The sequence below is a fragment of the Natronosalvus caseinilyticus genome, assembly GCF_017357105.1.
Classification (GTDB): Archaea; Halobacteriota; Halobacteria; order Halobacteriales; family Natrialbaceae; genus Natronosalvus; species Natronosalvus caseinilyticus.
Genome location: NZ_CP071596.1, coordinates 2,364,766 through 2,391,131 on the forward strand (window position 1 = coordinate 2,364,766; position 26,366 = coordinate 2,391,131).

The window sequence follows — 26,366 nt, forward strand, 5'->3', positions numbered from 1 at the left end:
GATCACTCACCTCCGATCTTCAGCTGGACGTACGCCAGGATAGTGACGAATACGACGAGCGCGTAGGTAATCGCGCTCGCGTACCCCAGATTGAACCGGCTGAACGCCTCCTGGTACATGTACATCACGACCGTTATCGACTGATTGGCTGGGCCACCGTCGGTGATGACCATCGGTTCCGCGAACAACTGCAGCGAACCGATGGTCGAGAGGATAATCACGAACAACATGATCGGTCTGAGTTGGGGGAGCGTGACGTACCGAAACTTTTCCCATCGGTTCGCGCCGTCGATTTCCGCAGCCTCGTAGAGCCGCCGGTCGATTCCCTGCAGACCGGCGAAGAGGATAAGCATATTGTAGCCCATCCATCGCCAGTCCAGCGCGACCGCCAGCGAGGCTTTGGCCCAGAACCCGTCGGAGCGCCACGGAACGGTCGGCAACCCCGCAGCGCCGAGCATGTAGTTGATGAACCCGAAGTTTTCGGCGAACATCACGAGGAAGATCGCCGAGTACGCGACGTAGTTCGCGGTGACCGGCAGCGCAATCGCCGTTCGGAAGTACCCCGAGTACTGCATGAATTTCGCGTTCAGCATCAACGCGACGAGCAGCGATACCAGCACCATCAACGGCATCTGCAACAGCATGACGACGATCGTGTTCTCCACCGATTGAAGGAACAGCGCGTCGCCAAACAGCCGCTGGTAGTTGGCCAGTCCGACGAACTCGAGGTTCGACAGTCGGGGCACGCCTGCTTCGACGACGAACAGATCGATCTCAAGGATGTATCCCGATCCGCGCCCGTGATACCGGAAGAACGACAGGTAGAACGTGTACGCGACCGGAAACGCCATGAACAGCGCGAAGAGCACGTAAAACGGGAGGATGTACAGGTACGGAACGCCCGGAAAGCTCGGGAGCGAGTCGCGGACGCCGTTGCGCGTGGTACGGAGCCTCGTTTTTACCGACTGCACCCGCCGTTTGTCCCGTAGCGACATGTATCAGGCAATCTCCCGACCGAGGTCGTTGGCCAGCGTTTGTTCGGCGTCTTCGGCCATCGCTTCGGCAGAGTCGTAGTTGTCGACGACGTAATCCGCGAGGAAGTCGCCCATCCGATCGTACACCTCGCGGTGATCGGCGGTCAGCCGCATCGTCGGGATGTCGGTGGCGACGTCGACGATCGGTTCGTACGTATCCCCGCCGAAGAACTCCTGTCCCTGTTCCCACCAGTCGTCGTCGTAGGTGGACTCGAGCGGCGGGAAGATGCCCGCTTCCTTGGCGATGGTCATCACCTGCTCTTCGTTCGTCAGCGCGAAGTCGAGGAAGTCCCAGGCGCGGGCGATGGTCTCCGGTTCCTTGTGGTTGGGAATGACCATGTTCGAGCCGCCGTGATTCGTCGCCCGGCCGCCGCCCTCGGTGACGGCAGGCGGGAGGTGGATTCCCCACTGCCCCTCCATGTCGGGAACCGTACCGATGAGCGCGCCGGCCATCCACGCGCCACTGGTGACTGTCGCGATCTGGTTCCCGGAGAGGCCCGTGACCCACGGTTCGGTGAACTCCTCCTCGTCGATCGCCGTGTCCGTCTCGTACAGCTCCTTGATGAGTTCGGCTGCCCGGCGAGTCTCCTCGGTGTTGATCATGAGATTTCCCTCCTCGTTGTAGACCTCGCCGCCCTGCTGGCGTAACAGCATCTCCCAGCGCCACTCGAGGACGCCACTTCCCATCCCCATCCAGGACACGTCATCAGGCAGTTCGGCTGCGTACTCGATGACGTCGTCGTACGTCTCGATGTCCTCCGGCGAGATACCGATCTGGTCGTAGAGTTCCCGATTGTAGAAGGTAACGACGGGCGCGATGTCGATCGGAACGCCGTACCGACCGTCGCCGGTGTCGTCCGAGAGCATGTCCCACGTCCAGTCGACCATGCCGTCTACGGTCTCTTCGTCGAGTTCGTCCTCGAGATCGATCAGCCCGCCCGTGCCGATGAGCTGGTTCGTCCACCGACCCTCGTAGGCGCCGGCGTCGGGACCGCCGTCGCCGGCCGCGACCGCCGCCTGCTGAGAATCGTGGAGTTCGCCGTAGCCGAGCTCCTCGACCTGGATGTCGACGTCGTCGCCGGTCTCTTCTACGTACTGTTCGGCGACCACCTCGAGACCGTCGGGTTGCGTCCCCAGGCTCCATATCTGCAGGCTGTCGGACAGCTCCGCGTCGGTCGGAACGCCACTTGCGTCCTGTTCGCCGGGGTTGTCTCCGAGTCCAACACACCCTGCGAGCGCCGCTGCCGTCGCACTTGCTCCCATCACACCCACGAGTTCGCGTCGCGAGATGCTGGAGTCACCTCTGCGTGACATACACTACCCTGCTCATAGGCTGTCGTAATAAATGTTACTACTATGATGACGGGAAGGGTGGCAACGTTCGCTCGTCACCTCCTCCGACCGCCCTACTCACGACGGCCTCGGGCACGAAGACTGCTGCTAAACCGAGTTCGGGAACGGCTGCAGTAGTACTTCATACGCCCGCGCACGCTCGAAGCGGGGACGACCGCAGTCTTTATTTCCTCCGTGGTTCTGCATGGCGTATGGCTCAACAACGAGTCGATAGCTTAGGGACTAGAGTCCCCGATCCGGACGCAATTCTGGACGAACTCTCCCTGGAGGAGAAAGTCGGCCAGCTCGTCGGGACGTGGGTCGGATCGATGGGCGGCGAGGACGTGACGGTCGACGACGCCAAAGCGATGATCCGAGACCACCACCTCGGTACCGTCGCAGCCTTCGGTATCGGCGTCTCGTGGTTTCACGACCCCGAACGCGTCGCTGAGGTGGCAAACGAGGTGCAACGCACCGCCGTTGAGGAGACCGACCACGGGATTCCGCTCTTCATTCCCGTCGACGCGGTTCACGGTCACGCCTACGTCGATCACGCGGCGGTCTTCCCCCACGGGCTCGGCCTGGCCGCGACTCGCCGGACACCGCTCGCACGAACCGGGGGGCAGATCACCGCGAAAGAGATGCGCGCGACCGGCGCGAACGTCAACTACGCTCCGACGGGCGACGTCGCCCGGGATCCCAGGTGGGGGCGAACCTTCGAGACGTTCGGAGAGAGTCCGCTGCTCTGTGGCGCGTTCGCCGCCGCGACCGTCCGCGGCCTCGAGTCAGATGGCGACCACCGCGTGGCCGCGACGATCAAGCACTTCCCGGCGTACGGCGATCCGACCGGCGGCGAGGATACCGGCGCCGTCGAGTGCGATCCAGCGACGCTCCACCGTACGTTTCTGCCGCCGTTCGAAGCCGCGATCGACGCCGGGGCTTCGCTGGTGATGCCGTGTTACAACGCCGTCAACGGCGAGCCTGCTCACGGCTCTGCCCACATATTGACCGAACTCCTGCGAGAACGCCTCGGATTCGACGGCGCCGTCGTCTCCGACTGGGGCGGCGTCGATCACTTACACGAGGACCATCGTGTCACACGCGACCGACGCGACTCCGCGCGGCGGGCGATTACCGCCGGCCTCGACAGCATCTCGATCGGACGTGCCGAGTACGCGGCGCACGTCCGCGACCTCGTCGAGAGCGGCGAACTCCCCGAATCCCGCGTCGACAACGCCGTTCGCCGCATTCTCCAACTCAAGGTCGACCTCGGGCTGTTCGACGACCCCTACGTCGAGCCCGGGGCCGCGACGGCCACCGTCGGTGCACCCGAGCACCGCGCCGCGGCGCTCGAGGCCGCCCGTGAGTCCCAGACCCTGCTCAAAAACGACGGCGTCCTCCCGCTCGATTCCGAGCTCGACGAGGTGCTCGTTACCGGCCCGAACGCTGATTCGCTACGCAACCAGTTGGGCGGCTGGAGCGTCCAGCAGCCGGTGGCCGACGCGGGGACGACCCTGCTCGAGGGCGTCGAAGCCGCGGTCGACGAGCGGACCACCGTTCGACACGAGCGCGGCGCGGGGATCGACGAGCCAGACGATATCGACACCGCCGTCGACGCCGCTGCCGACGCGGACGTCGCCGTCGTGGCTCTCGGTGAGAACTGGTACTACCACGAGTTCGGTCCCCAGCAGGTCGCCGGCGAAACCGGCTCGTTCCCCACCCGAACGCAACTCGAACTCCCGGACGTCCAGCGCGACCTCCTCGAGCGAATCCACGGGACGGGAACGCCGACGGTGCTCGTCTTGATCACCGGCCGGCCGCTCGCGGTCGAGTGGGCAGCCGCGGAGGTTCCGTCGATCCTCATGTCCTACTACCCCGGCAGCGAAGGGGGGACGGCGATCGCGGAAACGTTGTTCGGCGAGCACAATCCGTCGGGACGACTCCCGATCTCGGTCCCGAGGTCGACGGGCCACCTCCCGTCGCATTTCGACCAGCTCGCCCATCCGACGCCGATCGGCGACGACGAACATCCCGATTCGTACGACCCGCTGTTCCCGTTCGGCCACGGACTAAGCTACACCGACTTCGAGATTCGCGACCTCGAGGCGGCTGATTCGTCGATCGGTCCGGGCGAATCGGTCTCCGTCTCGGTCACCGTCGAGAACGTCGGCGACCGCGCCGGTTCTCGAGCGCTCGACGTGTTCCTGCGCGACGAGGTCTCTTCCCGTGTTCGACCCGTCCGAGAGCACGTTGCCTTCGAGAAGGTCGACCTCGACGTCGACGAATCAACGACCGTCGACGTGACGATTCCAAACGACGCACTCGCGGTCATCGATTCCGACGGACGGAAGACGGTCGAACCCGGAACCTTCACCCTCTTCTGTGGCGACCAGTCTACGACTGTCGACGTCGACTCGGCGTACTGATCGGCAGCGCTACGCTCGCGGCGTTTTGCCGCGATACGTTTTGTGATGATGTGGTGACGCAGCGAATTCAGGCGGGCCTGCCGTTCGACCGTTTGATTCCTGTCACCCGTCTTTTTTGTAGTTCGGTTACTATTTTTTGGCGTCTGCTCGGAGAGGTCCCTTCTGCCGGTTTTCGAGAATAACAATCGTTATTGAACATGTCTCGATTATTAGTGGTACGTCACTGAGTGGTCGCTCTGCCCGAAATAGGAAGATTTTACCGAAACTGCCGTGGGAGATACCCTATGGATACCGACACGCTGCGACGGGCGCTCGAGGAAGGTGGGCTCACCGAGTACGAGGTCGACGCCTACCTGACGCTCCTCGAGGTGGGGTCGTCGTCCGTCGTCGGCATCGCGGAACGGTCGTCCGTTCCGGCACCGCAGATCTACGAGACGATCCGCAGCCTGGAGGACCACGGCTTCGTAGAGACGATCGACCGGGACAAACTCCACGCTCGAGCCCGCGAACCCGTCGAGATCATCGACCAGCTTCGCGAGAAGAGCCAGATGCTGGCCGACGCCGCAGACGAGGTCGAGGATCGGTGGGAGCGCCCCGACGCACAGGACTTTCGGGTGAACGTTCTCAAGCGTCGCGAGAGTCTCGTCAACAACGCTCGAGAAGCGATCGAGGACGCGTCCGTGTCGGTAGAAGTGGCTGCCACGCCAGCGCAACTCGAACAGCTCCAGCCAGCGTTGCGGGACGCGGACGATCGCGGCGTCAACACCTGGGTTACACTCTGCGGGGAGGAGCCGTCGATCGACCCGCGGGACGCGGGCGTGTTACAGGTTCGCTGGCGGGCCCTTCCTGGGCCGTTCATCGCCATCGTCGACCGACGGCGGGCGTTCTTCGCGCCGGCAGTCCACCACGGCGAACCCTACGGAATCGTCATCAACGACGACATCCTCACGCTGGTCCTCCACTGGTTCTACTTGACGCTCATCTGGCTGCCGAGCAACCGGCTGTACGTCGATCCGAATCGGCTCCCGACGTATGCGAGTATCGAGGGATTCATTCTCGACGTCGCGCCGTTGTGGCACGACGGTGCGACGATCGATGTGCGGGTGCTCGGCCAGCAGCCGGAATCAGGCGAGTACACCGAAGTCAGAGGTAAACTCTCCTCTATCACCGTCGATGGCGGAACCGTCCCGCGCCGCAATCCGACCGTCACCGAACTCGCCGGCTACGCGACGCTCGTCGTCGATTCCGGGAGCCGACAGTACACGATCGGTGGCTGGGGCGCCGTCTTTGAGGACGTCGAAGCCGAAATCATCACTGTCGAAGGGATCGCGTTCCCTGATCCGTGAATTACACGCATATGTCTGTAATGGAACCGCCCGATTACATCCGTAGTCCCGTAATTGTACTCGTCACCGCAACCCACCAACGCTGTCCGCCGCCGCGCTCCGTCGGCGACCGTGCGCGTAACTCGTCGCTTCGGCCGTCTCGAGACCACCGCAAGTTGGCGGTAGGTAAAGATGGGAGGAGCGAACGGTAGCGTTCGTACTTTGGGAGGCCGAACTCGGTCTGCTCGACGAACCGGACACGATAGTACGTCAGGGTTTGCTGAGCAGGAGGTGGCATCGCTCGAGGTGTTTCGCTTCAGTATCCAGCTCTACTCATGCTAGTATCTATTTCACATACTATCTCTAGATCCGATATAAATTGAGTAAGCAAGTTCAATCTACGGTCTACACCCAGGTGAAAAAGACAGCCCCTTCGACCCGAAGGCGACACGTCGATCCCGATCAAACGGTGTTCCTACTCATCGATCTGCGCTCCTGGCAGTACACAGTCGTCGATCTCGAACCCGACGAATCGTTTAGTTTTAACTGGATTAACGCAAAAACACTGCTATCTCGAGTTTTCTACTCGAACTCCTCGAGAACCACGACCACTCTGATACCGACATTCTCGTCTATCTCGGACCGTGACTCCATGTCTTCCTTCCCTCTACCACGCGCTCCGATTGGAAGACAAGTTCCACGAAATTATCGCTATCAAACATATATTCAAAAAGTTAGGACGACTAATCTCTCAGCTTGAAAATGGTTTCAGATACGCCGATCAAACGACTATCGGAGCACCACTCTCGAGTTTCGCGTACCTGGACTCAGGGCGTTTGAACGGTGTCGCACATGTTGGATGCGCTGGCGAGGGAGGTCCATCGGCCCTAGTGACACGATTAGCGAGGCAGACTGACATCTGATTCGGTATGCCGACTCGACAGCGTCTGTCGGGAACGGCTGATTCCGGGCTACGCGCTGGGACGTAGCAGTCAGTTCTCTCCGCTCGAGAGTCAGCAGCGAGGGATATGTTCTCAGCTGACGTATAAGAGCCATGAACCGTCTCCTCAAGGTCTCGGTGAGTTTGTTCGTCGGCATTCTCGGCCTTTTCGTGGTCGGGATCGGCGTAACTGAGGCTCTCGGTCCCTACGTCTGGCCGTCCATCATGCTAGGGCTTCCTGCCGGCCTCGTGGCCGGGATTGCCCTGGCCGTGCTCACGTATCAGGGCGTCACGTACCGGGAAGAAGTCGCCGACACTGGCCGAGCCACTGCACGGACGGTGGGCCGCCTCCGGGCGACGGTAGCGGGAATCGTCGGGTTCGTCGTTGGCGGTGGACTCGCGGCGGTGGTCCTCTGGACGCAGGCTGTCGGCCTCGCAACTGCGATGATACTCGAGCTTCCCGTCGGAATTTTCGTGGCGGTGCTGGCCGCAGTTTTCGTCTCCCGTCGTGACGGTACGAGTCGCACCTCATCCGGCTCGCCTCCGGCGAACTCGCCGTAAGCCCGCTCTTTCTGCGACGGTCGATACGAAAAGGGTTCGACGGATAGCCCGGCCGCCCATCATCACACGGAGTGTCTGTCTCATCGATACGGTCTCGATTCCCAGTCGGCCAGACCTCGCGAACGGCAGCGACGGTACACGAGAGATGCTCGAGGGGCTCACTGTGGGTACCGATTCGAACTGAGACGCCGAGACAAGGGTCGAGGGAACGCCGAGAAGGGGTCTCCACTCGTCACCAGGGAAGCAGCGATCGCAGCCCGCTCCCCATCATACCGCCGACGATGCCGTCGACGGCAGTCAGCAGCGAGAACGCGAGGATGATCAGTATGGTACTGGGCAGTCCATAGCCCGTGAGCATTGGGCTGATGGGACCGAGCGAACTGAGCAGCAGCAGCGGCGGTTCGTTGTACAGTCCCATCATCGCCCCCATCAGCCCCGTAATCGTTCCGGCGATGGCACCCACGATTGCGCTGGCGAGCACCGCGTGAAGGAGACCCGAGGCGATTCGATCGACGGCGTACGCTGCGACGAATCCGGCGACGGTACCGCCGCCGATCCGGCCGAGCAGCGGCACCATCAACGCGTTGAGGTTGACGAGGGCCCCGACAATGACGGCCGCGATGATGATCCACTTTTCGAGCGCCTCGCTCGAGAACCCGGTCTTGGTGAAATCGTGTGACTCGTATTCGTGCATGTCGTCTCTGGTTGGTCGAACAAAGTTCGTCTCGATCGTTCGAGGTTGTGCTACAGGCCCAAATCGACGGTGTCGTCGCTATCGTCCGTCTCGTTGTCGTCGGTATCGTTCGTCCCGTCGTCGTCAGCAGTTTCGTTCAGGGTTTCCGTAGTCTCGTCGAGCCCGTCAGTCGTATTTTCGACGGTTTCGTTGGTGGTCGTTTCAGTCTGGTTGATAGTTTCGTCAGCCGTTTTCGCGACGTGATCCTCGGTTTCCTCGACGGTTTCTTCGGTCTGGTTGCTCGTCTCTTCAACGGTTTCTTCGGTATGGGTTGCAGTTTCCTCGAGCGTCTCTTCGGTGTGGTTGATGGTGTCGTCCACCGTCTCTTCGGTGTGATTGACCGTTTCCTCGGTGGATTCGATTACCTGCTCGTCGGTGTTTTCTGGTTCCTCGGCCACCGTTTCGGTCAGATCGCTGGTGGTGTCTTCGGTGTGGTCGACAGTGTCTTTGACCGTCTCCTCAGTGTGGTTTGTCGTTTCGTCGACGGTGTCTTCCGTATGCTCTACCGTTTCCTCGGTCGTTTCCTCGAGATGGTCGACGGTGTCGTTGACCGTGTCCTCGGTGTGGTCGACAGTGTCGTTGATAGTGTCCTCGGTGTGATCGGTAGTCTCGTCGACCGTGTCTTCGGTTTGATCAGTGGTTTCGTCGACCGTGTCCTCAGTTTGATCAGTGGTTTCGTTGATAGTGTCCTCGGTGTTGTCGGTAGTCTCGTCGACCGTGTCCTCGGTTTGATCGGTGGTTTCGTCCACTGATTCGTCGTCGCCTACCTCCTCAGTGACGTTGTCCGTCACGTTACCGGCATCAGTGGAGGTCTCGTTGACCCCGTCCGTGACGTCGTCGGTCGTACTCTCGTTACTGTCCTCTTCGTCGACGTCGAAGCCGCCAGCACCGGGGACCTCGCTATTCGGGCCGACTTCCACCTGGTAGCCGCTAACCGAGAGTCCTTCCATCGTGATGCCGTCAGCGTTGACGACGACGTTCGTCTGGTTGGTGTCGAAACACTCGCCCATCTCCGCGAGGCGGTTGAGTCCCTCGTTCTGACGGTCAGTGTGCAACACCAGTGAGGCGTCTGGTTGGGTCTGCTCGAGTTCGACTCGTCTGTTGTCGTCGAGGTAGATGGTGATGTCGTCGTAGTTCGCCTTCTGGACGAGCACCTGGTTGGTATCGGACGTGAGCTGCTGGGCACAGACGGTGCCGCCCTCAATCGAACCGAACTCGACAGTGACGACGTCGCGCTCAGACTCCTGAGCGAGTGCTGGCATCGTCCCCACTCCGGCAGCGACGCTGCCGAGGACGACCAGCGCTGCGATGACGACTGTGCGCGTTCGGCTCATACGTCGGTCCGGTCCGCTCGTCGTTCGTGATCAGATCGGTTCACTCGTCGACACCTCGCTGGGAACGGAGGTCGGTGTGATTGCGCAGTCGTGCAGTCGTCGTGCCGACGACTCGACGGGTGCGCTTGCGCAATCGGCCGACCGCTCTGTCGACGGTGCTCGGCTCCGACGGCGCCTCTTCATCCCTGGGTTGCCACGCGAGACAGAGGTTTCCGCCGAGGATTCCGAGGAACATTCCGACGAGCAACCCGCCGAGCGCACCGAACAGCGAGAAGATCGACAGGACGATTCCGACGACGCCGATGACGTCGGAGCTCCCGGGTCGATACAGCGCGAACACGCCCGTCACGAAGACGAACACGCCGAACATCGCGCCGATGGAGAGAAAGCCTGCCATCTCCCCGCCGATGAAGATGATGTCGGGGAGGATCTGCATCGGAACCCAGGTGATGATGATGCCGGCCAGACACAGCAGGATCGCGCCCAGGAACGGACGCTGGACCCGCCACTCGTTGAACCGTGTCCATCGGCTCCTGGAGTCGGTTTCGGTGGTCATGGATGCTTACCCTTCGTAGTAGACGTTCACGTCGAGTCCGGGGAGCGTAATCTCATCGGAGGCCAGGTACACCATGTCGATCTCCGCGTCTTCCTGGACCATGCCGGGACCTTCACCTTCGACGTTGGTCAGCAGTCCCTCTTCGGGATCGGAGTTGTCACCAGCTGTCTGCTGGAACTGCTGGTTCGGATCGTCGCTCTGTTGGGCGTTGATGACCTGCCCGTTGAAGGTCGCCGACTCCGCGCTCTGTCCGGTCATCTTGAGATACTGTTCGTTCGCCGTGACGGTATCGTCGGTAGTGAACTCGATCATCATCGAACCGTCGACTCCGGGAAGCGCATCGAGCGGCTGTTCTCTCGTCAACACGAGCCCGTCGATCTCGACGCCTCGCTGCTCGACGACGACGACCGGCGTTGTCCCCTCGTCACTCTCGCCGACGCCTGGATAGAGGAGGAACTCCTCGGATCTGATCTCGTCGGCTTCGACGGTGAATCCGCCGGCACCGGCGAGCGGTGCGGCGTAGGCCGTCCCCGACGAAAGCACGATGAGGCCGACCAGCGCGACGACGAAAAACGATGCTCCGGTTCCCGTCAGTAGTCGTTTTTTATTGTACATCGTCTTCTTCGTCACTGAATGCGTTCCCCGCCCACGTCGACTGCCGCAGGAGTGGCTGTACGACCTCGGTTCTGGCTCGGTTGGTGGACTGCGTCATCAATCATGACACAAGACCACGCTTCACACTATCACATATGATCTTTCCTCCTTGTATCCCGGGATATTTTTATACGGATCGATAATATTCACTTTTTCTTACATGGATTGATGCCGATGAATCACCGCACAAGATGTAGATGCGGCATAGAACTGAGCGCCCGACGCAATATAAATACGCTCGCAAACGCGGGAGAACGACTATCGGATCGAACCGTGCGTATGGGAGCATGCATCTGAACTCGTTCGACGGCGAAATCGTCGACTTTTACAACGATACCGCGTGGGAGTACCGGTTTTTCTGGAGCGACGTCAACCTCCACTACGGCTTCTACGACGACGAGCACACGACTCACTCGGAAGCCATGACCAACTCGAATAGCGTCTACGCCGACAAACTCGAGGTCGATGAGACGGACACGGTCCTGGACGTCGGCACCGGGCGCGGCGGGTTCCCGGTACACGTCGCCGACGAGTACGGCGCCGAGGTCCACGGAATCGACCTCAGCCCGCTCCACGTCTCGGAGGCCAGAGAAAACGCGCGCGAACGCGGCGTCTCGGAGCGCGCCACGTTCAGCGTCGGCGACTACCACGAGATTCCGTACCCCGACGACACCTTCGATGCCGTCTCGGGGATCGAAACGGTGTGTCACTCCGGGCAAAAACACCGTGTTCTCGAGGAGATCCGTCGCGTCCTCAAACCGGGCGGCCGGCTCATGATCGCCGACGGATACATGAGCCGAACCGAACTGACGCCTCCCGAAGTGGAGACGTTACGAACGGTTCTCGACGGGTGGGCCGTTCCGGAACTCGCTCACATCAGCGAGTTTCGAGAGCGACTTGAGGAACTGGGGTTCACGGACGTCACGTTCGACGACCACTACGACCGGATCATCCCCTCGTCCCGTCGCCAGTGGTGGCTCTCGCTCGGCGTTACGCCCCTTCTCAAAGTCGCCTCGGCGCTCGGGATCAAAAACGAGTCCTCGGTCGACCAGGGGATAACGCTCTACCACCAGCGCGAGATTATCGAGCGCGGAATCGCCGTCCACGGCGATTTCACCGCCGAACTCCCTTCATAATGCGGGTATTCGTGTGGCATATCCGGAGCACCAGCAGTGAGCGAGACGACGGTCGCAGCGATCGTTTCACTCGACTGTAATCGGTTCTTCAACCGTGATACCGGACGATTACTGTGAGAATCGTTATCAAGAAGTACCCCCACAATGAGGGGACCTTCGTGAGATGAGATACGCAAAATGCATCATTATCTCCGACGACGAGGGGTTACATCCGGTCGATCAACGGATCGCCGACCACCCCGACGTCACACGAGAACTCCTGCACAACGTCAACCTGCTCGCCGACGATACCATCGTGACCCTCTACGAACTCTCGGGTAATCGGGACGCCCTCGAGTCGATCCTGGACGAATCGTCGAAGGTCCTGAACTACCAGCTCTCGGGCGCCGGCGACGAGATTCACGCGTACATCCACGTCGATGCCGACGAGCGACTCGTGCAACTGTTGACCGTGATTCGAACGTTCGAGTTCATCTTCGATACGCCGCTCGAGTACACGCGGCGGGGCGGCCTTCGCGTGACGGTGATCGGCGACGTCGGGAGCTTTCAGAAGGCGCTTCCGGACATTCCCGACGGGATTCGGCTCAAACTCCTCAAGACGGGCACCTACGAACCGAACACCGACCGCCTGTTCTCACAGCTCACGGAGCGACAACAGGAGATTCTTCAGACGGCGGTCGACATGGGGTACTACGACGTCCCGCGGAACGCGACCCACGAGGCGATCGGCGAGGAACTCGACTGTGCTGGGGGAACGGTTGGCGGCCACCTTCGAAAGATTGAGGCGAAGATTCTCACGCAGATTATACCCTGAAGTCGGCGACTCGAGCCGGAAGCGCGGAGACAGTGGTCTGACGGTGATGTGCGGTCAGGCTCTGTTGGATCCCTCAAAATTTGATAGGAATGGCGTGCAAGATATAGAGGATGGATGCAGCACGGTACCTTCGTTTTTCACACAATCAGGACCGAACCAACCGGCACATACAGCTGCTTAGTTATCGTTCTGGGACTGCTGGTTCCAAAGTAACTCGTCCTCGGATGGAGCAGGGTTATCCGCCGTCGAATCAGCCGAAGTGTCGAACCGGAGAATTGCATAGAAGAGCAGCCCGAGTCCAGCCGCGAACAAGAGGTCTTCACTGACCTGAAGGAGTAAGATTTCGGTGAACGTCAAGCGATACTCGACTGACATCCAGAGTAAGTAGACCGGGTCAACGAGCGTCCCCAGGACGATCAGGCCGAATCCCAGGGTGGCAAACCGATACGACGCCTGATCGCTGTTTCGTCGATACGCGAGGAAACTCAGCGCGGTCAAGAGACTCCCGACTGCGACTGCCCCGATGTTGCTGAAGACGTACGCCCACAATTCCAGCGTGCTATCCATAGTATGGATTGTTCCAGAAGTGAGGCCAGTCTGCCTTGCTATTCGTTCCCCGACTCGCCTGCTGGTAGGAGTCAGCCAGCCCATTTAAGAATCCGTCCAGTTTCTCAACAGCGGAGTCGTCACGTTCGAAGACGATCGCGAAGATCCGCTCGAGCACGGGATGATCGTTGTAAGAGACGTCACCAGTCGCGGGGTCAAAATCGATGACGTCGACCTCGTCGAGGGTCGGAAGATGCACGTGGTGCAACAAGAGGCCGATCTCCTCGGCTGACGGTAACTCATGATCAACCGTTACTGGCAGACGGTGGCGGATTTCGTGTGCCAGTTCGGTTCGCGACTTCGTCTGTTCGGCTTCGAGAACGGTCAGCGTAATCCGACGATATTCGTGGGAAAGCGCTGAAAGTATCGCATCCACATCGCCGGCGTTGATCTTGAGCAACCGTTCGAACCGTGGGTCATCGAGCGCCGGGTGCGTCGCAATTTGGACGACGTCATCATCTTCTTTCCACGAAATGAAGCCTGCATCCTCCAGTGCTGGCAGATGAACGTGGGTGAGTTGCACCTGCATCGCCTCGAGCTCTGGTGTATCGAGCGACGACCTCCCCTGCTCCGTGGCAGCAAGGTAGGCGGTGAGTTGCTTCACGGAGAGCGTCGACCCCCACCTGTTTAGGGCGAGAAGGCACTCGCGTCGGTGACGGGACGCGATACACTCGAGCGTTGGATTCCGCAAATGGGTGCCACTCTCTGTCATCACTCTACCACTCAGTTCCGACGGCTAAATAGCGTTGTCACAGGATAGCTATACCTTCACGCTGAACCACTCGTTGTCCCTCCTGGACTGATCGTTCACCACTTAGCAAATCGGGCCAGACCACGTGCCACATTCGCGCTCTGTATTTTGCAGAGCCTCGACTAACTACCGAACTGTTGTCAAAAACGGCATGCAAGATACAGAAGTGAGATACAGACAACAGCCTCGTTCCGACCCGTAGGCGTAGCAAGACGCAGAGTATCGGTTCTACTCACCGCTGTAATCGGCAATGATCATCCTATTCGACTGCAACTACCGCTTCGAGCGTCACCGATGCGCCTCCGAGAAGGTCACAAACACCGACCGTCGTTCGTGCTGGATAGACGTCTTGAAAGTGTTGCTCGTACACCGCGTTCATCTCGTCATACGCATCCATATCGGCTACGTATATCGTGATCTGAAGCACGTCATCAGGGCTTCGTCCCTGGTCGGTCAGTTTCACTTCGAGGTTGTTCAAGCACAGTTCCATCTGCTCCGCTGGAGAGAGATGCTGTTGAATTTCGCCATCTTTCTCTGGTAACTGCCCTTCAAGGAAGAGGAGATCAGATTCACCGGTTCTTTTGCCGAATGCACCGGTGAATTTCGTCCCTTCACGCTGGCGACGAGTGGTACTACTTGCACGAGAAACAGTTTTGGAATCGTCGGATACCGATCGTGTGGCAGATTTATGCGACATTATAATTGAATTTCTACTCAATCTACTTAGCTCCTTGGACCAGGATAATGCGTTTATATCCCATGAAAAGCCACTATATTCGGATCAATCGGAATCTATAATTGAACTAGTGCTCAAGTCTTTGGTGATGGCTCAGGCGACGGACAGACTCAAGCGGTACCTCGAGGACGAACTCGGGGAGTGTCGTAGCGAAGACGTCGAACAGCGACTGGATGAACTGGGCACACTCGAAGCAGCGATCGGCTCGGCTCAGGTCGAAGCCGAACTGAACTTACTGTCGGCACTCGCCAACGAGACGCGCTACACACTCGTGCGGGTTCTCGTCGCTGCTGAGGCAGAACTCTGCGTGTGTGAACTCAATGCGGTCGTTGACGTCACTGAAAGCGGGCTCAGCCACGCGCTCTCGAACCTGGTTGATGCCGGACTCGTCGAGAGTCGGAAAGATGGCCGATGGAAGAAGTATAGAGCGACGAATCGCGCTGTTGCACTCGTCACTCTCGTGGAGGGATGCGTCGAATGACCGACGCCGTACACAACCATGGGCCGAACTGCTCGTGTGAAAGTTGCGGTGATCCACGGTCGATGGATTTCCTGGATAAGTATCTCACCGTCTGGATCTTCGGCGCGATGGCGATCGGGATCGGGTTCGGTTACTTTGCCCCGAGGAGTGCTGAAACGGTGAGCGAACTCCCGCTCGTCGAGATTGGTTTGATCGTGATGATGTATCCGCCGCTGGCGAAAGTGAATTACGGACAGCTGCCAACGGTATTTCGTAATTGGCGCGTGCTCGGATTGAGTCTGATTCAGAATTGGCTCATTGGACCGACGCTCATGTTCGTCCTCGCGATCGTCTTCTTCAGCGGTGCGTTCTTCGGACTCCCTGCCCGCCCCGAGTTCTTCCTTGGATTGATCTTCATCGGGATGGCGCGCTGTATCGCCATGGTCCTCGTCTGGAACGAACTCGCGGAGGGGTCGAACGAGTACGCCGCGGGGCTGGTCGCGTTCAATAGCATCTTCCAGATTCTCACCTACGGGGTGTACATCTGGTTCTTCGCGATGTTCCTCCCACCGCTCCTGGGTATGGAGTCTCTGGTCGCCGACGTCACGATTACGACGATGCAAGTGTTCGAAGCGATTGCACTCTTCCTCGGCGTTCCGTTTGCTGCGGGGATTCTGACCCGCTACGTGGGTGTCAGGCGAAAGGGTGAGGACTGGTATTCGGAGAGGTTCATCCCGACGATCAGCCCGCTGACGCTGATCGCACTCCTGTTTACCGTCGTCATCATGTTCTCGACGCAGGGAGAGAACATCATCGCCGCCCCGATGGACGTCGCCTGGATCGCGGTTCCGCTCACGATCTACTTCGTGATTATGTTTCTCGTGAGTTTTGCCATGGGCCGCGGAATCGGTGCTGACTACTCGACGACGACCGCGATCGGGTTTACCGCTGCATCGAACAACTTCGAACTCGCTATCGCGGTCGCCATCGCCGTGTTCGGGATTGGGTCCGGCGTCGCGTTTACGACCGTGGTCGGCCCACTGATCGAAGTGCCCGTCCTCCTGGCTCTCGTTCACGTCGCGCTGTACTTCCAACGAACGTTCGACTGGGACCGCTTCGACGCGGGTCACCTCGTCGATCGATCGGGACCAACTATACCAGAAGACGACTAATCACGATCGAACCACCATGAGCAACGATACCACTCGCATTGCGTTCGTCTGTGTACAGAACGCTGGACGATCTCAGATGGCATCCGCATTCGCCGAGCACGAATGTGAGGCTCGAGAACTGACCGATTCCGTCGAAATCGTAACTGGTGGAACCCAGCCAGCCGAGTCCGTTCACGACGTAGTGATAGAGGCTATGCAAGAGAAAGGCATCGACTTGAGCGAGCGAACCCCACGGGAGATCACGCACGAGGACCTTCAAGACTGCGACTACGTTATCACGATGGGGTGCTCGGCGGAAGGCGTTTGTCCAGCATCGTGGAGCGGTGAGAACCGCGACTGGGACCTCGACGACCCACACGGCAAAGACGTCGAAGCTGTCCGTGAAATCCGTAATGAAATTGAAACTCGTGTCACCACGTTGTTCGACGAACTATCCACCGACCAGCGGACTGGTGCCTAATCAGTCTCCTCTGTACTGACCGACCATCACCTTCGCAAATCTCGTGCAACATTCGCGCCCTGAATTCAACACGGTCGTTGAAACCTATCACCGTTTGAGGATCTCAATAAAGCCTTCAAATCCTCCTCGCTCACATTGCTCACACGATGTCGTCTTCCTGGCCACAGATACAAATTGAGGATCCAGAGTTCGGAAGAGGATCGAACATTTTCTCGTCTTTAACCGCGAGAGAGTGTCAACGGCGACGTTTGAGGATATAGAACATAAATGATGGGCGTTTGTGTAGCCCTCAACTACGAGTACGTATGGTGATATTGCGCATACCAGTTCCGAGCTACTGACCGCATGCTCACCTCCCACATGGAGTAACGGTTGGACGTAGCAGCTCTTGTTCCAGAGTAACCGCTAAACTGAAAGCGGAAGGAGGGGTTTCAGTGAATATGCTCCCTAACGAATGGAGAATTTCACAGAGGGATGAGCGCTTCTATGATCGTATGGGCTAGAACACTCGATAGTCATAACCACGACAACTGTCCGGAAGATGTGTGTAGGAGTGGTCTATGGACGAACCTAGGAAAAGATTCTGGAGTGGGCGATTATCGCTCGAGATGGCTTCCAAGACAGAATAAGGCGTGAGCAGGAGAAAGGGAGTGTCCCGAAAAGCGAGGCAAATCACGCTCTCAAATGTTCATAATCGGTTTTCCTCTTGCGTTTTACGGGTTGGCGGTAACCTGGAAGAGAATCGCCACGAAGAGAGCCTCGAGCCACTCTCACGAAAATCGGATTCGGTGGTTTAGAGGCTTCTCTGCAGGAATCTCACTTACCCACTCGAGTCGAACACGTAACTGTCCAGGACACGATTCAAAAGTTCATAATCGGTTTCCTGCTATCGGTTTTGGGGTGCTAGACGACGCTCGAGTTTCTGAACAGGTTGAGACCCTTTTCGAGAAAGAAAACTCACCTTAGAGCGCGTCTCGAACCGGTTATGCACGTTTGGCGCATCGAATCCTGCATCTACGCAACGAGCGCCGATCACGAAACAGACCTCGCTTGCCCATCAGCCTCGGCAATCATCGAGACACACGCGAACGCTCCCTAATCCCCTCGAGAAGCCTCCTACTCGGCGATTGGGACCCAACTCATGCTCTCGGGGAAGATTCTCATCGTGCAACCACTCGTAGACTATCTTCATAATCGGCCCTCTAACCAGAGACCAAACCTATTCTTCCGGATAGAGAACCCGATTATGAGGTTTCTGAAACGCGATTAGTACGTTTTGGTGTAATCCTCAGTAGATTACAAGAGTTGTCTGCTGTATCCAGAGGATGGATGCAGCGCGACATCATCGTTTATTTCGCATTGATACCAGTGAATCATCCACACACTAATGCTCAGTGTTCAATACCATTGCGAGAGACTGAATGAAGTTGACGGCCTTCGAGAGGGATTCTTCGATTCTTCCGCGTAGCGAGCTACGGGTAATCCATCGTCGCCCACTCGAGCCATCCCTTAACGTGGTCAATTTTCGCGGGATCGCATCTTGGATAGGGGAAGTAGACTGTTTGTGTGTCTCCCGGAGCGAGATCGACACCCGATTCTGTACTTTGGCCAGCGTAGGCCACCGTCGTCTCGTCGAGATACGCCTTCATGCGGGGGAACAGTCTAACGTCCTTCGTATGGTCGTTACCGACTGTCCCAGCGTATCCATACACCGGTACGTCATCGTACGTTCCAATCTTCCCCCAGTCCCCATTGATCGTCACGTACTCCTCGGAGGCGATCCCGATATCGTCTACCCCACCTCCTTCGACGGTGAGCGTGTACCCGTCTATTGCGTCAGGATCTCCCTCAGAACTCACCACTGTGAACAGGTACGTCTCTCCTTCATCGAGCCCGTAACCTCGATCCCAATCGAACGAACCGTCGGAGAACTCTGCTGTAACGTTCGGAATATTCCCACTATCCCACGTCGAGACTCGACCCCGAACACCGTACCGACCGCTTTCGACATCTCTGAAAAACTCGTGATCGGTAACGTGATCCGCATAAAATCCCTCGACATCCGATTCGAGGGATTCACCGTCGGCACAGATCGGGGTGAAATCGGTGTCGAACGTCTCCGTGGCAACCGTCTCGACGTCTCGGTCATCCTCAGGGGTCAAATCAGATCCATCATCCGGCGTTGAACCACGTGAGAGACACCCCGCTACGCCAGCAGTTGGCACCGTGATTACTCCAAGTAGATACCGTCGTCGTTTCATTTGTTGAGTTATTGAGACCCGCTCGAAAATAGTTATTTGGGTAACTAAAAGAGGGTTGTAGTCCTCCTGTACGAGGTGTATTAGTATTGGCTGGACGGGGCGTACCCCGCCTGTACTGAACGGTTATCAACTCTCGCAGATTGTCTCTCATCTCGTGCCACATTCGCGCCTTGTATTCAGCAAAGTCGCTAAAACCTATCACTGCTCGAGGGGTTGATCAAAGCCTGCGGTCGGGTGTCTTGCGAAAAAGACCCGCTGTCTCGAGACGCGCGTGTCAGCGTCGAAGTGTAGTCCAGGACCCGGAACGCGACGCCGGTCGATCAGAAACTGAAGAGATCGATGCCGCCGGTGACGCCGACGACCTGACCGGTGACGTAGTTCGCCTGCTCCGAACAGAGGTACGCGATCAGATTTGCGACGTCTTCCTCCCGGCCGAGCCGTCGCATCGGCGTCGCCTTGGCGATTCGACCGAAGTGTTCGTCGACCTGTTCGAGCTGGTCGATCGGGAGATCCGCGAGTGCACCGACGACGATACTCGGCGCGACGACGTTGCTCGTGATGCCGTGCTGGGCGCCCTCGAGTGCGAGCGTTTTTCCGAACCCGATCAGCGCCGCCTTCGTCGCGCTGTAGGACATCTGCCCGAACCCGCCCTGCCAGCCGGCCATCGACGACATGGTGACGATCCGGCCCCACTCGCGTTCTTTCATCTTCGGGTAGACCGCCCGGGTGACGTTGTAGGTGCCCGTCAGGTTGACGGCCACGTCGCGGTCCCAGATCTCGTCGTCGAAGTTCTCCATTTTGTCGCGGGCGTCGACCAGGCCGGCGTTGTTGACCAGCACGTCGATGCCGTCGACTTCTTCGTCGATGGCCGAAACCGTCTCCGCGACCGCGTCACGATCCGTCAGGTCGCACTCGACGGCGTGTGCCGTCCCGCCCGCGTCTTCGACGTCGCCGACGACCGTCTCCGCGGCGTCGACGTCGACGTCTAGGGCGACGATTTCTGCGCCCTCTTCGGCGAGGACCTCGCAGTCGACGCTCCCGATACGACCACCCGCACCCGTGACGAGCGCGGTCTTGTCGTCCAGTCCGAAATCCATGCGTCAGTCGTGAACGGCGACGGAAAAGGAGTTTGCTCGGCGGATCGCAGGGAGATTATATGCAGAGCAGACGCAAAACCCACGACTTCGGTCGTGGGATACGCGCCGTAAGCTTGATTGATCAACCGCTCGTAGTAGCCCTTGTGCGCGGAAAACTGGCAGTTGACTCGGTTTTTGCCACGGCGAGAGCCGAAATCAAACAGGTAAGCCGACCGCGCCAGCCGACGCAAAACAATCAGGTAACTCGCTATCCCATATTAGGGGACGAGTATCGGTAGCCTGGCGCTGCCAGTGGCCCGTCGGCCCACGAAGCTTAGATTCCCAACCATCCGAATTGACGGGAGTAACAGAGGAACCTCGGGAAGCCCACGACGTTAGTCGTGGGAGCACGTCACACTCCCTCGCTGGCACCGTCGACGATCCGCTGGCACCGTCAGCGAACGCGCTCTTCAACGCCCTCGGATACCAGTGAGTACGCTTTAGCGATTCAGTGGTGGTATCGTGAACAAATGCCAGACGACACGCTCTGGTCGAGCGAGTACGAACGGTTTGGAATCCCCGAGACCCTCGAGCCGTACCCGGACGAACCGGTCCATCGGCTCCTGTACGACGCCGCGGACGAACACCCCGATCAGGGGATCGTACAACTCGGACAGCGATTCACCTACCCCGACCTCAGAACGGACGTCGACCGGCTGGCGACCGCACTGTGCGAGCGCGGCGTGACGAAGGGCAGCCGGGTCGCGACGATCCTGCCGACCTCCGCGCAGTTCGTCGTCGCCACGAACGCCATCTCGCGTGCCGGCGGCGTCCACATCCCGAACGACTTCCTGGACGCCGAGGACGACCTGGTCTACCGACTCGAGCAAGGCGATCCGGAGGTAATGATCGGTCACGACGAACACCAGGACCTGATTCGCTCGCTACAGGACGAGCTGGGCCTCGAGAACGTGATCCTGACCTCGCTCGAGGACTACTCGGACGATCCGCCAGTCGATCACGAGGAGATCGCCGGCGTCGAGTGGCTCCCGAAGGTCGTCGAATCGGCGACCGCCGATCCGCCGGACGTCGCGTTCGACGTCGAGTCGGACGTCCACACGCTGTTGTTCACCGGCGGCACGACGGGGCTGCCGAAGGGCTGTCGACTCACCCACCGGAACCTCACCGCGAACGCGCTCCAGGGCGTCGCCGCACAGTCGAGGATGGCCCAGATGATGCGCGGGACCGAAGCGGCGGTGATGGCGCTGCCGATGTACCACGCCTACGGCTACTCCATCACGAACAGCCTGCTCGAACTCGCACTCGACGTGCTGATCGTGCCCGACGCGCGCGACACCGCGTACATGAGCGAACTGGTCGAGCGCCACGAGCCGCTCATTATGCTCGGGGTGCCGACTCAGTTCATGGAGCTAGTCAACGAGGCGTTCGCGTCGGACGTGATCGGGATCTCGGGTTCCGCTCCGCTCGCAAACGAGACGAAATCGGCGTTCGCGCGCGAGGCCGGCGGCGTCTCGCAGGGGTACGGTCTCTCGGAGATGTCGCCGATCACTCACTTCGACATTCACGGTCTCCACGACCTGCTGGCGGGCGGCGGAAGCGACGACGGACTGGACCATCCGACCATCGGGCTCCCGGTTCCCGACACGAACGTCAAACTCCGGGACGTCGACACCGGCGAGACCATCTCGCTCGAACGCGCCGCCGAGGAGGGACTGGAGGGCGAGATGCTGGTCGATGGCCCGCAGCGAATGAAAGGCTACCTCGACGAGGAGAAAGATCCCTTCGATGACGAGGGATACGTCGCGACCGGTGACGTCGCGAAAGTTGACTCCAGGGGTCGATTCTACGTCGTCGATCGCGTCAAGAACATGATCAACGTCTCCGGGCTGAAGGTGTACTCCGAGGAAGTCGACGAGTTCCTGTACGGACTCGACGGCGTCAAACGGCCCGCGACGATCGGCGTCCCCGATCCCGAGCGACCCGGCAGCGAGCGGGTCCAAATCTACATCGAGGAGGATCCGAACGCAGCCGTCGACCTCACCGAACGGGACGTGGTCGAGTACCTCGAGGGAAAGGTGCCGAAACAGGCGATTCCCTCGGAGGTCGTGTTCGTCGAGCGGATTCCGCTGACCGATATCGGAAAGACCGACAAGAAGGCGCTCCAGGACGAGGCGACGCTCGACGCAAGCGCCCACTGAACGGCGGGCCGTCGCCAAGAGCCGACGGTCGCACACCAGCGGATCGAATTTCTTCGGCCGAGTACGGACCGATCTCATCGCAGGACGATAGACCAATCAGGCTTTGTTGAAACCCTCAATTGGTGATAGGTTGTCGAAGACGTGCTGAATATAAAGCGCGTATCTTGCACAGCCTATGGCCAGGAATTCGCTGATAACTTTACCTACGAACGAACCACTACTCACTCCGTCACATCGTCCAACGCGAAGGAGCCGTATTCAATCTCCCCCGTTCGCTCATATCGGAGCATGTGGACTCCCGTGCTCGACGTCTCGGCATTCGCCAGTTCGAGGGCCGTGGGGATCGTGCCGTCCCCGAACAACCGCTTCCCGTTTCCCAGGACCAGAGGGAAGATCCAGAGCCAAAACTCGTCGACGAGGTCGTGTGCGAGCAATGTCTGGATCAGGTCGTGGCTCCCCTGCGTCATGATCACACCCCCGCGCTCCTTCTTAAGATTCTCAACGGCCTCCACGACGCCTCTCGAGAGGAGCGTCGAGTTGTTCCACTCCACCGCATCGAGAGTTCTGGAGGCGACGTACTTGGGCATACTGTTCAGTTTCGACGCCATGGGATCGTCCTCCGCATCGACGTGAGGCCAGTGCGCGGCGAAGATCTCGTACGTCTTTCTGCCGAGCAGCAGCGCATCGGCCTCGGCGAACTGGCCATCTATGATTTCGCCCATCTGCTCGTCCCAGTAGTTGACCGACCAACCGCCATGTTCGAAACCGCCGTCACGATCCTCGTCAGGACCACCCGGGGCCTGCATCACGCCATCGAGTGTAAGGAACGTTCCAACAACAAGCGTACCGGTCGTTTCGTCCGTATGATTCTGGCTCATTCATCCGATTAACGTGAAATCAAGCGATAAAGGTATCATCCGTAGATGCCGCTTTGCCAACCTCTATATTCAGCATCCGATTCCTATCAACAGTTGAGAGTTTCAACAGAGCCACCAATCAATATCTCGCCACTATCGAGTTCGAGTATAAAGATCCGCGCATCCCATGGATCAGACTGTTCGAGGCGCGTCCACTCTTCACTACCATCGGGATTCACCCCCGCACGGTGATCCCGGATCGATAGCTATGACGGACGACGAACTCATCCAGGACATCGAAGCATCGCTCGACAAACCCGACGACGAACTCGAGGACGACCTGCCGGACCTGCTCGGTCGGATGGAGAGCCAGACCGACGAACTCGTCCGCGAGTACCCGGCGACGTTCGGTCGCGTGGTCCAGCGCATGGAGACGATGGACATCGCGTCGTTCGTCTCGGACAACCCCGAGACCGCAGACCAGTTCCAGGAACTGCTATGGGCCGGGATGAACGTCCTCGTCGAGACCTCCTCCGAGGTGCGAGAGAACATCAACGAGGATATTACCGTCAACTTCGAGGCCGACGACTGTCCGATGGCGGGCCACCTCGAGGTCGACAGCGAGGACCAGACGATGCGGGGCGGATCCGGGAAACTCGACGACCCGATGCTCGAGATCACCGGTCCCGCGGACACGTTGGTCGGGCTCATCGTCGGCAGCGTCGACCCGATCCAGGGCTTCATGCAACAGAAGTACGAGATGGACGGCCCCGTCCACAAGGGGACCCGCCTGGCACCGATCATGAACTCGCTGTCCGAGCAGGTCCCCGCGGAGTAAGCGAATGCGCCTGACCGACGACCAGTTGGCGTTTCGTGACGACCTCCGGGAGTACCTCGAAGCCGAAATCGATCCCGTCGTCGACGAGAAGGATCGTAACGGACCGATGGAGCGCGAAGACCTCGTCGGCTACCTCGACGACCTGCAGGAGCTCGGGATCGGTTTTACGCCCGACACCGTCCACCAGTACTTCGGCGACGTCTGGCGGTTCGTCATCGCGAGCGAGGAGATCAGTCGCGTCTGGCCGAGCCTGAACGTCGCCCTGCAGATGTCGTTCCCGGCGCTGTTCGTCCGCTTCGCCGCCGACGAGACCCAGCAGGCGATGCTCCCGAAACTCGAGGACAACCGGTGTATCGGCTGTCTCGCCGTGACCGAACCGGAAGGCGGCTCCGATACGGCCCACCCGAACACCGTCGCCCGCAGGGACGGCGAGGAGTTCGTCCTCAACGGCGAGAAGGTCTGGGTCGGCAACGCACAGATCGCCGACGTCGCGCTCGTCGTCGCCCACGACGCCTCCGAGGACGTCCAGGATATGTTTCTGGTCGACCGGGCGAACGCCGACTTCGAGACCGAGGAGATGAACAAACTGGGCTGGAAGGGCGTTCCGAACGGGCGCATGGTCTTCGACGACGTTCGTGTTCCGGTCGAGAACCGGTTTTCGACCATCTTCGGCGACGCCATCGCCGACGGCCACGACATCTCCGAGATCGTGCCGTTTCCCGAGAGCGTCAGCCAGCTCTTCTTCGAGCACAAGCCGCTCAACGTCATGTTCTCGTTCATGCGAACGGGAATGGCGTTCATGGCCGTCGGCATCATGCAGGCGGCGTTCGACGACGCCCTGGCCTATGCCCAGGAGCGGGAAACCTTCGGTGAGCCGATCGCCGGCCACCAGCTGGTCCAGGAGAAGCTCTACGACGTCCGGGCGGCCATCGAGGCCTCGCGGGGCCTCTCTCGAAGCGCGGCCGAAGCGCTCGTCGACGGCGATCCCGACGCCCGACTGCTCTCGTCGCTCGCGAAGGGGTACGCCTGCGAGCGGTCGATCGAGGCGACCAGCGACGCGCTACAGGTGCTCGGTGCCGCGGGGCTCGACCTCGAGAACCGCATGGAGCGGTACTACCGAGACGCTCGCGTGATGACGATCCCCGACGGAACCACCGAGATCCAGAAGCTCATCGTCGGCAAGGAACTGACCGGCACGAGCGCGTACTGAGGCGGCCCGCTCGAGACTCGTTTTGTACTCCCGCCGCCCGGCACTCACCAACGGCCACTCATCTTCGACCTCTCATCGTCGACCACTCGTCTCGAGACGGGGGTTTTGGCGATCGTCGTTGCGAACGCTGACCCTACTACGTATAAACCGCCGCGCATCCACGGAACAACATTGAGGCACGTTACCAGAGAACGGTACCGACAGACACCACGATGGCCGACACCAACGCAACTCCCGGAACCGACGCCGGCTCGGGCGCCGATCCCGACGAGGTGGCGTCTCGAAGCGCGTTCGCGCCGGTCCTCGAGCGGGTCCGCTCGCTCGAGGTCGACGCCAGAGAGATCGAAGCCGCGATTGCGGGCGGGATCGCCGGCGGATTCCAGGCGGCCCTAGTCCTGCAGTTGCACGACACCGACGCGATCCGGGAGATCGGGTCGATTTTCGGCGTGCCGACGCTGAACGGGGGATGGCTCGCGATGTTCGCCCTCGGGGCCCTCTTCGCGCTGCCGTTTAGCCTGTTCGTCGCGAACTCGATCGATTCGTTCGTCTCGAAGGTGATGATGCTCTCGAGTCGCAACGACTACCTCCGGAAGCTCCTCGTACCGCTACTCAAGCGATCCGCGCTCACGACGACGACGCTCGGACTCGGCAACGGCTACGGGCTCGCCGTGGGCGTGCTCTTCTCGCTGTTCCTGATGCCAGCGTGGCTGACGGTCGTGATGGGCGTCCCGATGGCGATTCCCAACCTCACGGGTGACGGACTGTTCGGCGTGATCGCGTGGACGCTGTACGGCGGGACCCTCGGGCTCGTGTACGGACTGATCATCGAATACTGAGTTCTCCCGTCCGCTCGAGCGATCGGAAACGGAAAACGC

The 26,366-nt window shown here is 59.7% G+C and carries 24 protein-coding genes; 12 read left to right on the top strand and 12 right to left on the bottom strand.

The window, feature by feature from the left end; all coding sequences use genetic code 11:
- Positions 1–2: 2 nt before the first annotated feature.
- Positions 3–995, bottom strand: coding sequence for a carbohydrate ABC transporter permease (locus J1N60_RS11370; protein ID WP_312907518.1), 993 nt, complete (start codon positions 993–995; stop codon positions 3–5).
- 3 nt (positions 996–998) lie between these two features.
- Positions 999–2,348, bottom strand: a complete 1,350-nt coding sequence (locus tag J1N60_RS11375; protein ID WP_312907520.1) for an extracellular solute-binding protein — start codon at positions 2,346–2,348, stop codon at positions 999–1,001.
- A 230-nt stretch (positions 2,349–2,578) separates the two neighbouring features.
- On the opposite strand from J1N60_RS11375, the gene J1N60_RS11380 reads away from it, so the two are divergent.
- The 3 genes from J1N60_RS11380 (at position 2,579) to J1N60_RS11390 (ending at position 7,618) form a co-directional block, all read left to right on the top strand.
- Complete coding sequence (locus J1N60_RS11380; RefSeq protein WP_312907522.1) at positions 2,579–4,792, top strand: glycoside hydrolase family 3 N-terminal domain-containing protein; 2,214 nt, start codon at positions 2,579–2,581, stop codon at positions 4,790–4,792.
- 284 nt (positions 4,793–5,076) lie between these two features.
- Positions 5,077–6,138: a TrmB family transcriptional regulator gene (locus tag J1N60_RS11385; RefSeq protein ID WP_312907524.1), complete on the top strand. Its 1,062-nt coding sequence runs from the start codon at positions 5,077–5,079 to the stop codon at positions 6,136–6,138.
- A 1,033-nt stretch (positions 6,139–7,171) separates the two neighbouring features.
- Entirely contained in the window at positions 7,172–7,618 is a 447-nt protein-coding gene (locus J1N60_RS11390; protein WP_312907525.1) for a DUF8147 domain-containing protein, read from the top strand.
- Positions 7,619–7,850: 232 nt separating this feature from the next.
- Here the strand turns inward: J1N60_RS11390 and J1N60_RS11395 are convergent, their stop codons facing one another.
- Genes J1N60_RS11395 through J1N60_RS11410 form a run of 4 tightly spaced genes read right to left on the bottom strand, consistent with a single transcriptional unit; the run spans position 7,851 to position 10,856 of the window.
- Entirely contained in the window at positions 7,851–8,312 is a 462-nt protein-coding gene (locus tag J1N60_RS11395) for a hypothetical protein (protein ID WP_312907526.1), read from the bottom strand.
- Positions 8,313–8,362: 50 nt separating this feature from the next.
- Positions 8,363–9,685: a hypothetical protein gene (locus J1N60_RS11400; protein WP_312907527.1), complete on the bottom strand. Its 1,323-nt coding sequence runs from the start codon at positions 9,683–9,685 to the stop codon at positions 8,363–8,365.
- Positions 9,686–9,725: 40 nt separating this feature from the next.
- Complete coding sequence (locus tag J1N60_RS11405; RefSeq protein WP_312907528.1) at positions 9,726–10,241, bottom strand: DUF6114 domain-containing protein; 516 nt, start codon at positions 10,239–10,241, stop codon at positions 9,726–9,728.
- A 6-nt stretch (positions 10,242–10,247) separates the two neighbouring features.
- Entirely contained in the window at positions 10,248–10,856 is a 609-nt protein-coding gene (locus tag J1N60_RS11410) for a DUF6230 family protein (protein ID WP_312907530.1), read from the bottom strand.
- 326 nt (positions 10,857–11,182) lie between these two features.
- On the opposite strand from J1N60_RS11410, the gene J1N60_RS11415 reads away from it, so the two are divergent.
- Together J1N60_RS11415 and J1N60_RS11420 are read left to right on the top strand one after the other, a co-directional pair.
- Positions 11,183–12,031 carry an SAM-dependent methyltransferase gene (locus tag J1N60_RS11415; protein ID WP_312907531.1) on the top strand — a complete coding sequence of 283 codons (849 nt, stop codon included), beginning with the start codon at positions 11,183–11,185 and terminating at the stop codon, positions 12,029–12,031.
- 163 nt (positions 12,032–12,194) lie between these two features.
- On the top strand, positions 12,195–12,845 hold the full coding sequence (locus J1N60_RS11420) for a helix-turn-helix domain-containing protein (protein ID WP_312907532.1): 651 nt from the start codon (positions 12,195–12,197) through the stop codon (positions 12,843–12,845).
- A gap of 177 nt (positions 12,846–13,022) precedes the next feature.
- Here the strand turns inward: J1N60_RS11420 and J1N60_RS11425 are convergent, their stop codons facing one another.
- The 3 genes from J1N60_RS11425 to J1N60_RS11435 form a co-directional block, all read right to left on the bottom strand.
- Positions 13,023–13,412: a DUF7521 family protein gene (locus tag J1N60_RS11425; protein ID WP_312907533.1), complete on the bottom strand. Its 390-nt coding sequence runs from the start codon at positions 13,410–13,412 to the stop codon at positions 13,023–13,025.
- Positions 13,405–14,163, bottom strand: a complete 759-nt coding sequence (locus J1N60_RS11430) for a DUF7344 domain-containing protein (RefSeq protein ID WP_425499286.1) — start codon at positions 14,161–14,163, stop codon at positions 13,405–13,407. Before J1N60_RS11430 ends, J1N60_RS11425 begins: the two co-directional genes overlap by 8 nt.
- 298 nt (positions 14,164–14,461) lie before the next feature.
- Complete coding sequence (locus tag J1N60_RS11435; protein ID WP_312907535.1) at positions 14,462–14,899, bottom strand: RidA family protein; 438 nt, start codon at positions 14,897–14,899, stop codon at positions 14,462–14,464.
- 127 nt (positions 14,900–15,026) lie between these two features.
- Here J1N60_RS11435 and J1N60_RS11440 point away from each other — a divergent pair, with 127 nt between their 5' ends.
- From J1N60_RS11440 to J1N60_RS11450, 3 genes are read left to right on the top strand one after another with little or no spacing between them, the layout of a single operon-like run.
- Positions 15,027–15,419, top strand: a complete 393-nt coding sequence (locus tag J1N60_RS11440) for an ArsR/SmtB family transcription factor (RefSeq protein WP_312907536.1) — start codon at positions 15,027–15,029, stop codon at positions 15,417–15,419.
- Positions 15,416–16,570, top strand: coding sequence for an ACR3 family arsenite efflux transporter (gene arsB / locus J1N60_RS11445; protein ID WP_312907538.1), 1,155 nt, complete (start codon positions 15,416–15,418; stop codon positions 16,568–16,570). The genes J1N60_RS11440 and arsB overlap by 4 nt, the downstream gene beginning before the upstream one ends.
- 16 nt (positions 16,571–16,586) lie before the next feature.
- A complete protein-coding gene (locus J1N60_RS11450; RefSeq protein WP_312907540.1) occupies positions 16,587–17,030 on the top strand; it encodes an arsenate-mycothiol transferase ArsC in 444 nt (147 codons plus the stop codon).
- Between the two features lie 1,472 nt (positions 17,031–18,502).
- On the opposite strand, the gene J1N60_RS11455 is transcribed toward J1N60_RS11450, so the two are convergent.
- Together J1N60_RS11455 and J1N60_RS11460 are read right to left on the bottom strand one after the other, a co-directional pair.
- Entirely contained in the window at positions 18,503–19,291 is a 789-nt protein-coding gene (locus J1N60_RS11455; RefSeq protein WP_312907542.1) for a hypothetical protein, read from the bottom strand.
- Positions 19,292–19,611: 320 nt separating this feature from the next.
- Positions 19,612–20,388: an SDR family NAD(P)-dependent oxidoreductase gene (locus J1N60_RS11460; protein ID WP_312907544.1), complete on the bottom strand. Its 777-nt coding sequence runs from the start codon at positions 20,386–20,388 to the stop codon at positions 19,612–19,614.
- Positions 20,389–20,897: 509 nt separating this feature from the next.
- Between J1N60_RS11460 and J1N60_RS11465 the strand changes: the two genes are divergently transcribed.
- A complete protein-coding gene (locus tag J1N60_RS11465) occupies positions 20,898–22,586 on the top strand; it encodes a class I adenylate-forming enzyme family protein (protein ID WP_312907546.1) in 1,689 nt (562 codons plus the stop codon).
- Positions 22,587–22,807: 221 nt separating this feature from the next.
- Here J1N60_RS11465 and J1N60_RS11470 read toward each other — a convergent pair whose 3' ends face one another.
- Positions 22,808–23,464: a dihydrofolate reductase family protein gene (locus J1N60_RS11470; protein ID WP_312907547.1), complete on the bottom strand. Its 657-nt coding sequence runs from the start codon at positions 23,462–23,464 to the stop codon at positions 22,808–22,810.
- A gap of 247 nt (positions 23,465–23,711) precedes the next feature.
- Between J1N60_RS11470 and J1N60_RS11475 the strand changes: the two genes are divergently transcribed.
- From J1N60_RS11475 to J1N60_RS11485, 3 genes are all read left to right on the top strand, one after another.
- The gene (locus tag J1N60_RS11475; RefSeq protein WP_312907549.1) at positions 23,712–24,281 is read left to right on the top strand and encodes an SCP2 sterol-binding domain-containing protein; all 570 of its coding nucleotides are present in this window, start codon (positions 23,712–23,714) and stop codon (positions 24,279–24,281) included.
- A gap of 4 nt (positions 24,282–24,285) precedes the next feature.
- A complete protein-coding gene (locus tag J1N60_RS11480) occupies positions 24,286–25,491 on the top strand; it encodes an acyl-CoA dehydrogenase family protein (RefSeq protein WP_312907550.1) in 1,206 nt (401 codons plus the stop codon).
- 212 nt (positions 25,492–25,703) lie between these two features.
- Positions 25,704–26,327 (top strand): hypothetical protein, encoded by a 624-nt coding sequence (locus tag J1N60_RS11485; RefSeq protein WP_312907552.1) that lies wholly within the window; start codon positions 25,704–25,706, stop codon positions 26,325–26,327.
- Positions 26,328–26,366: the final 39 nt, after the last annotated feature.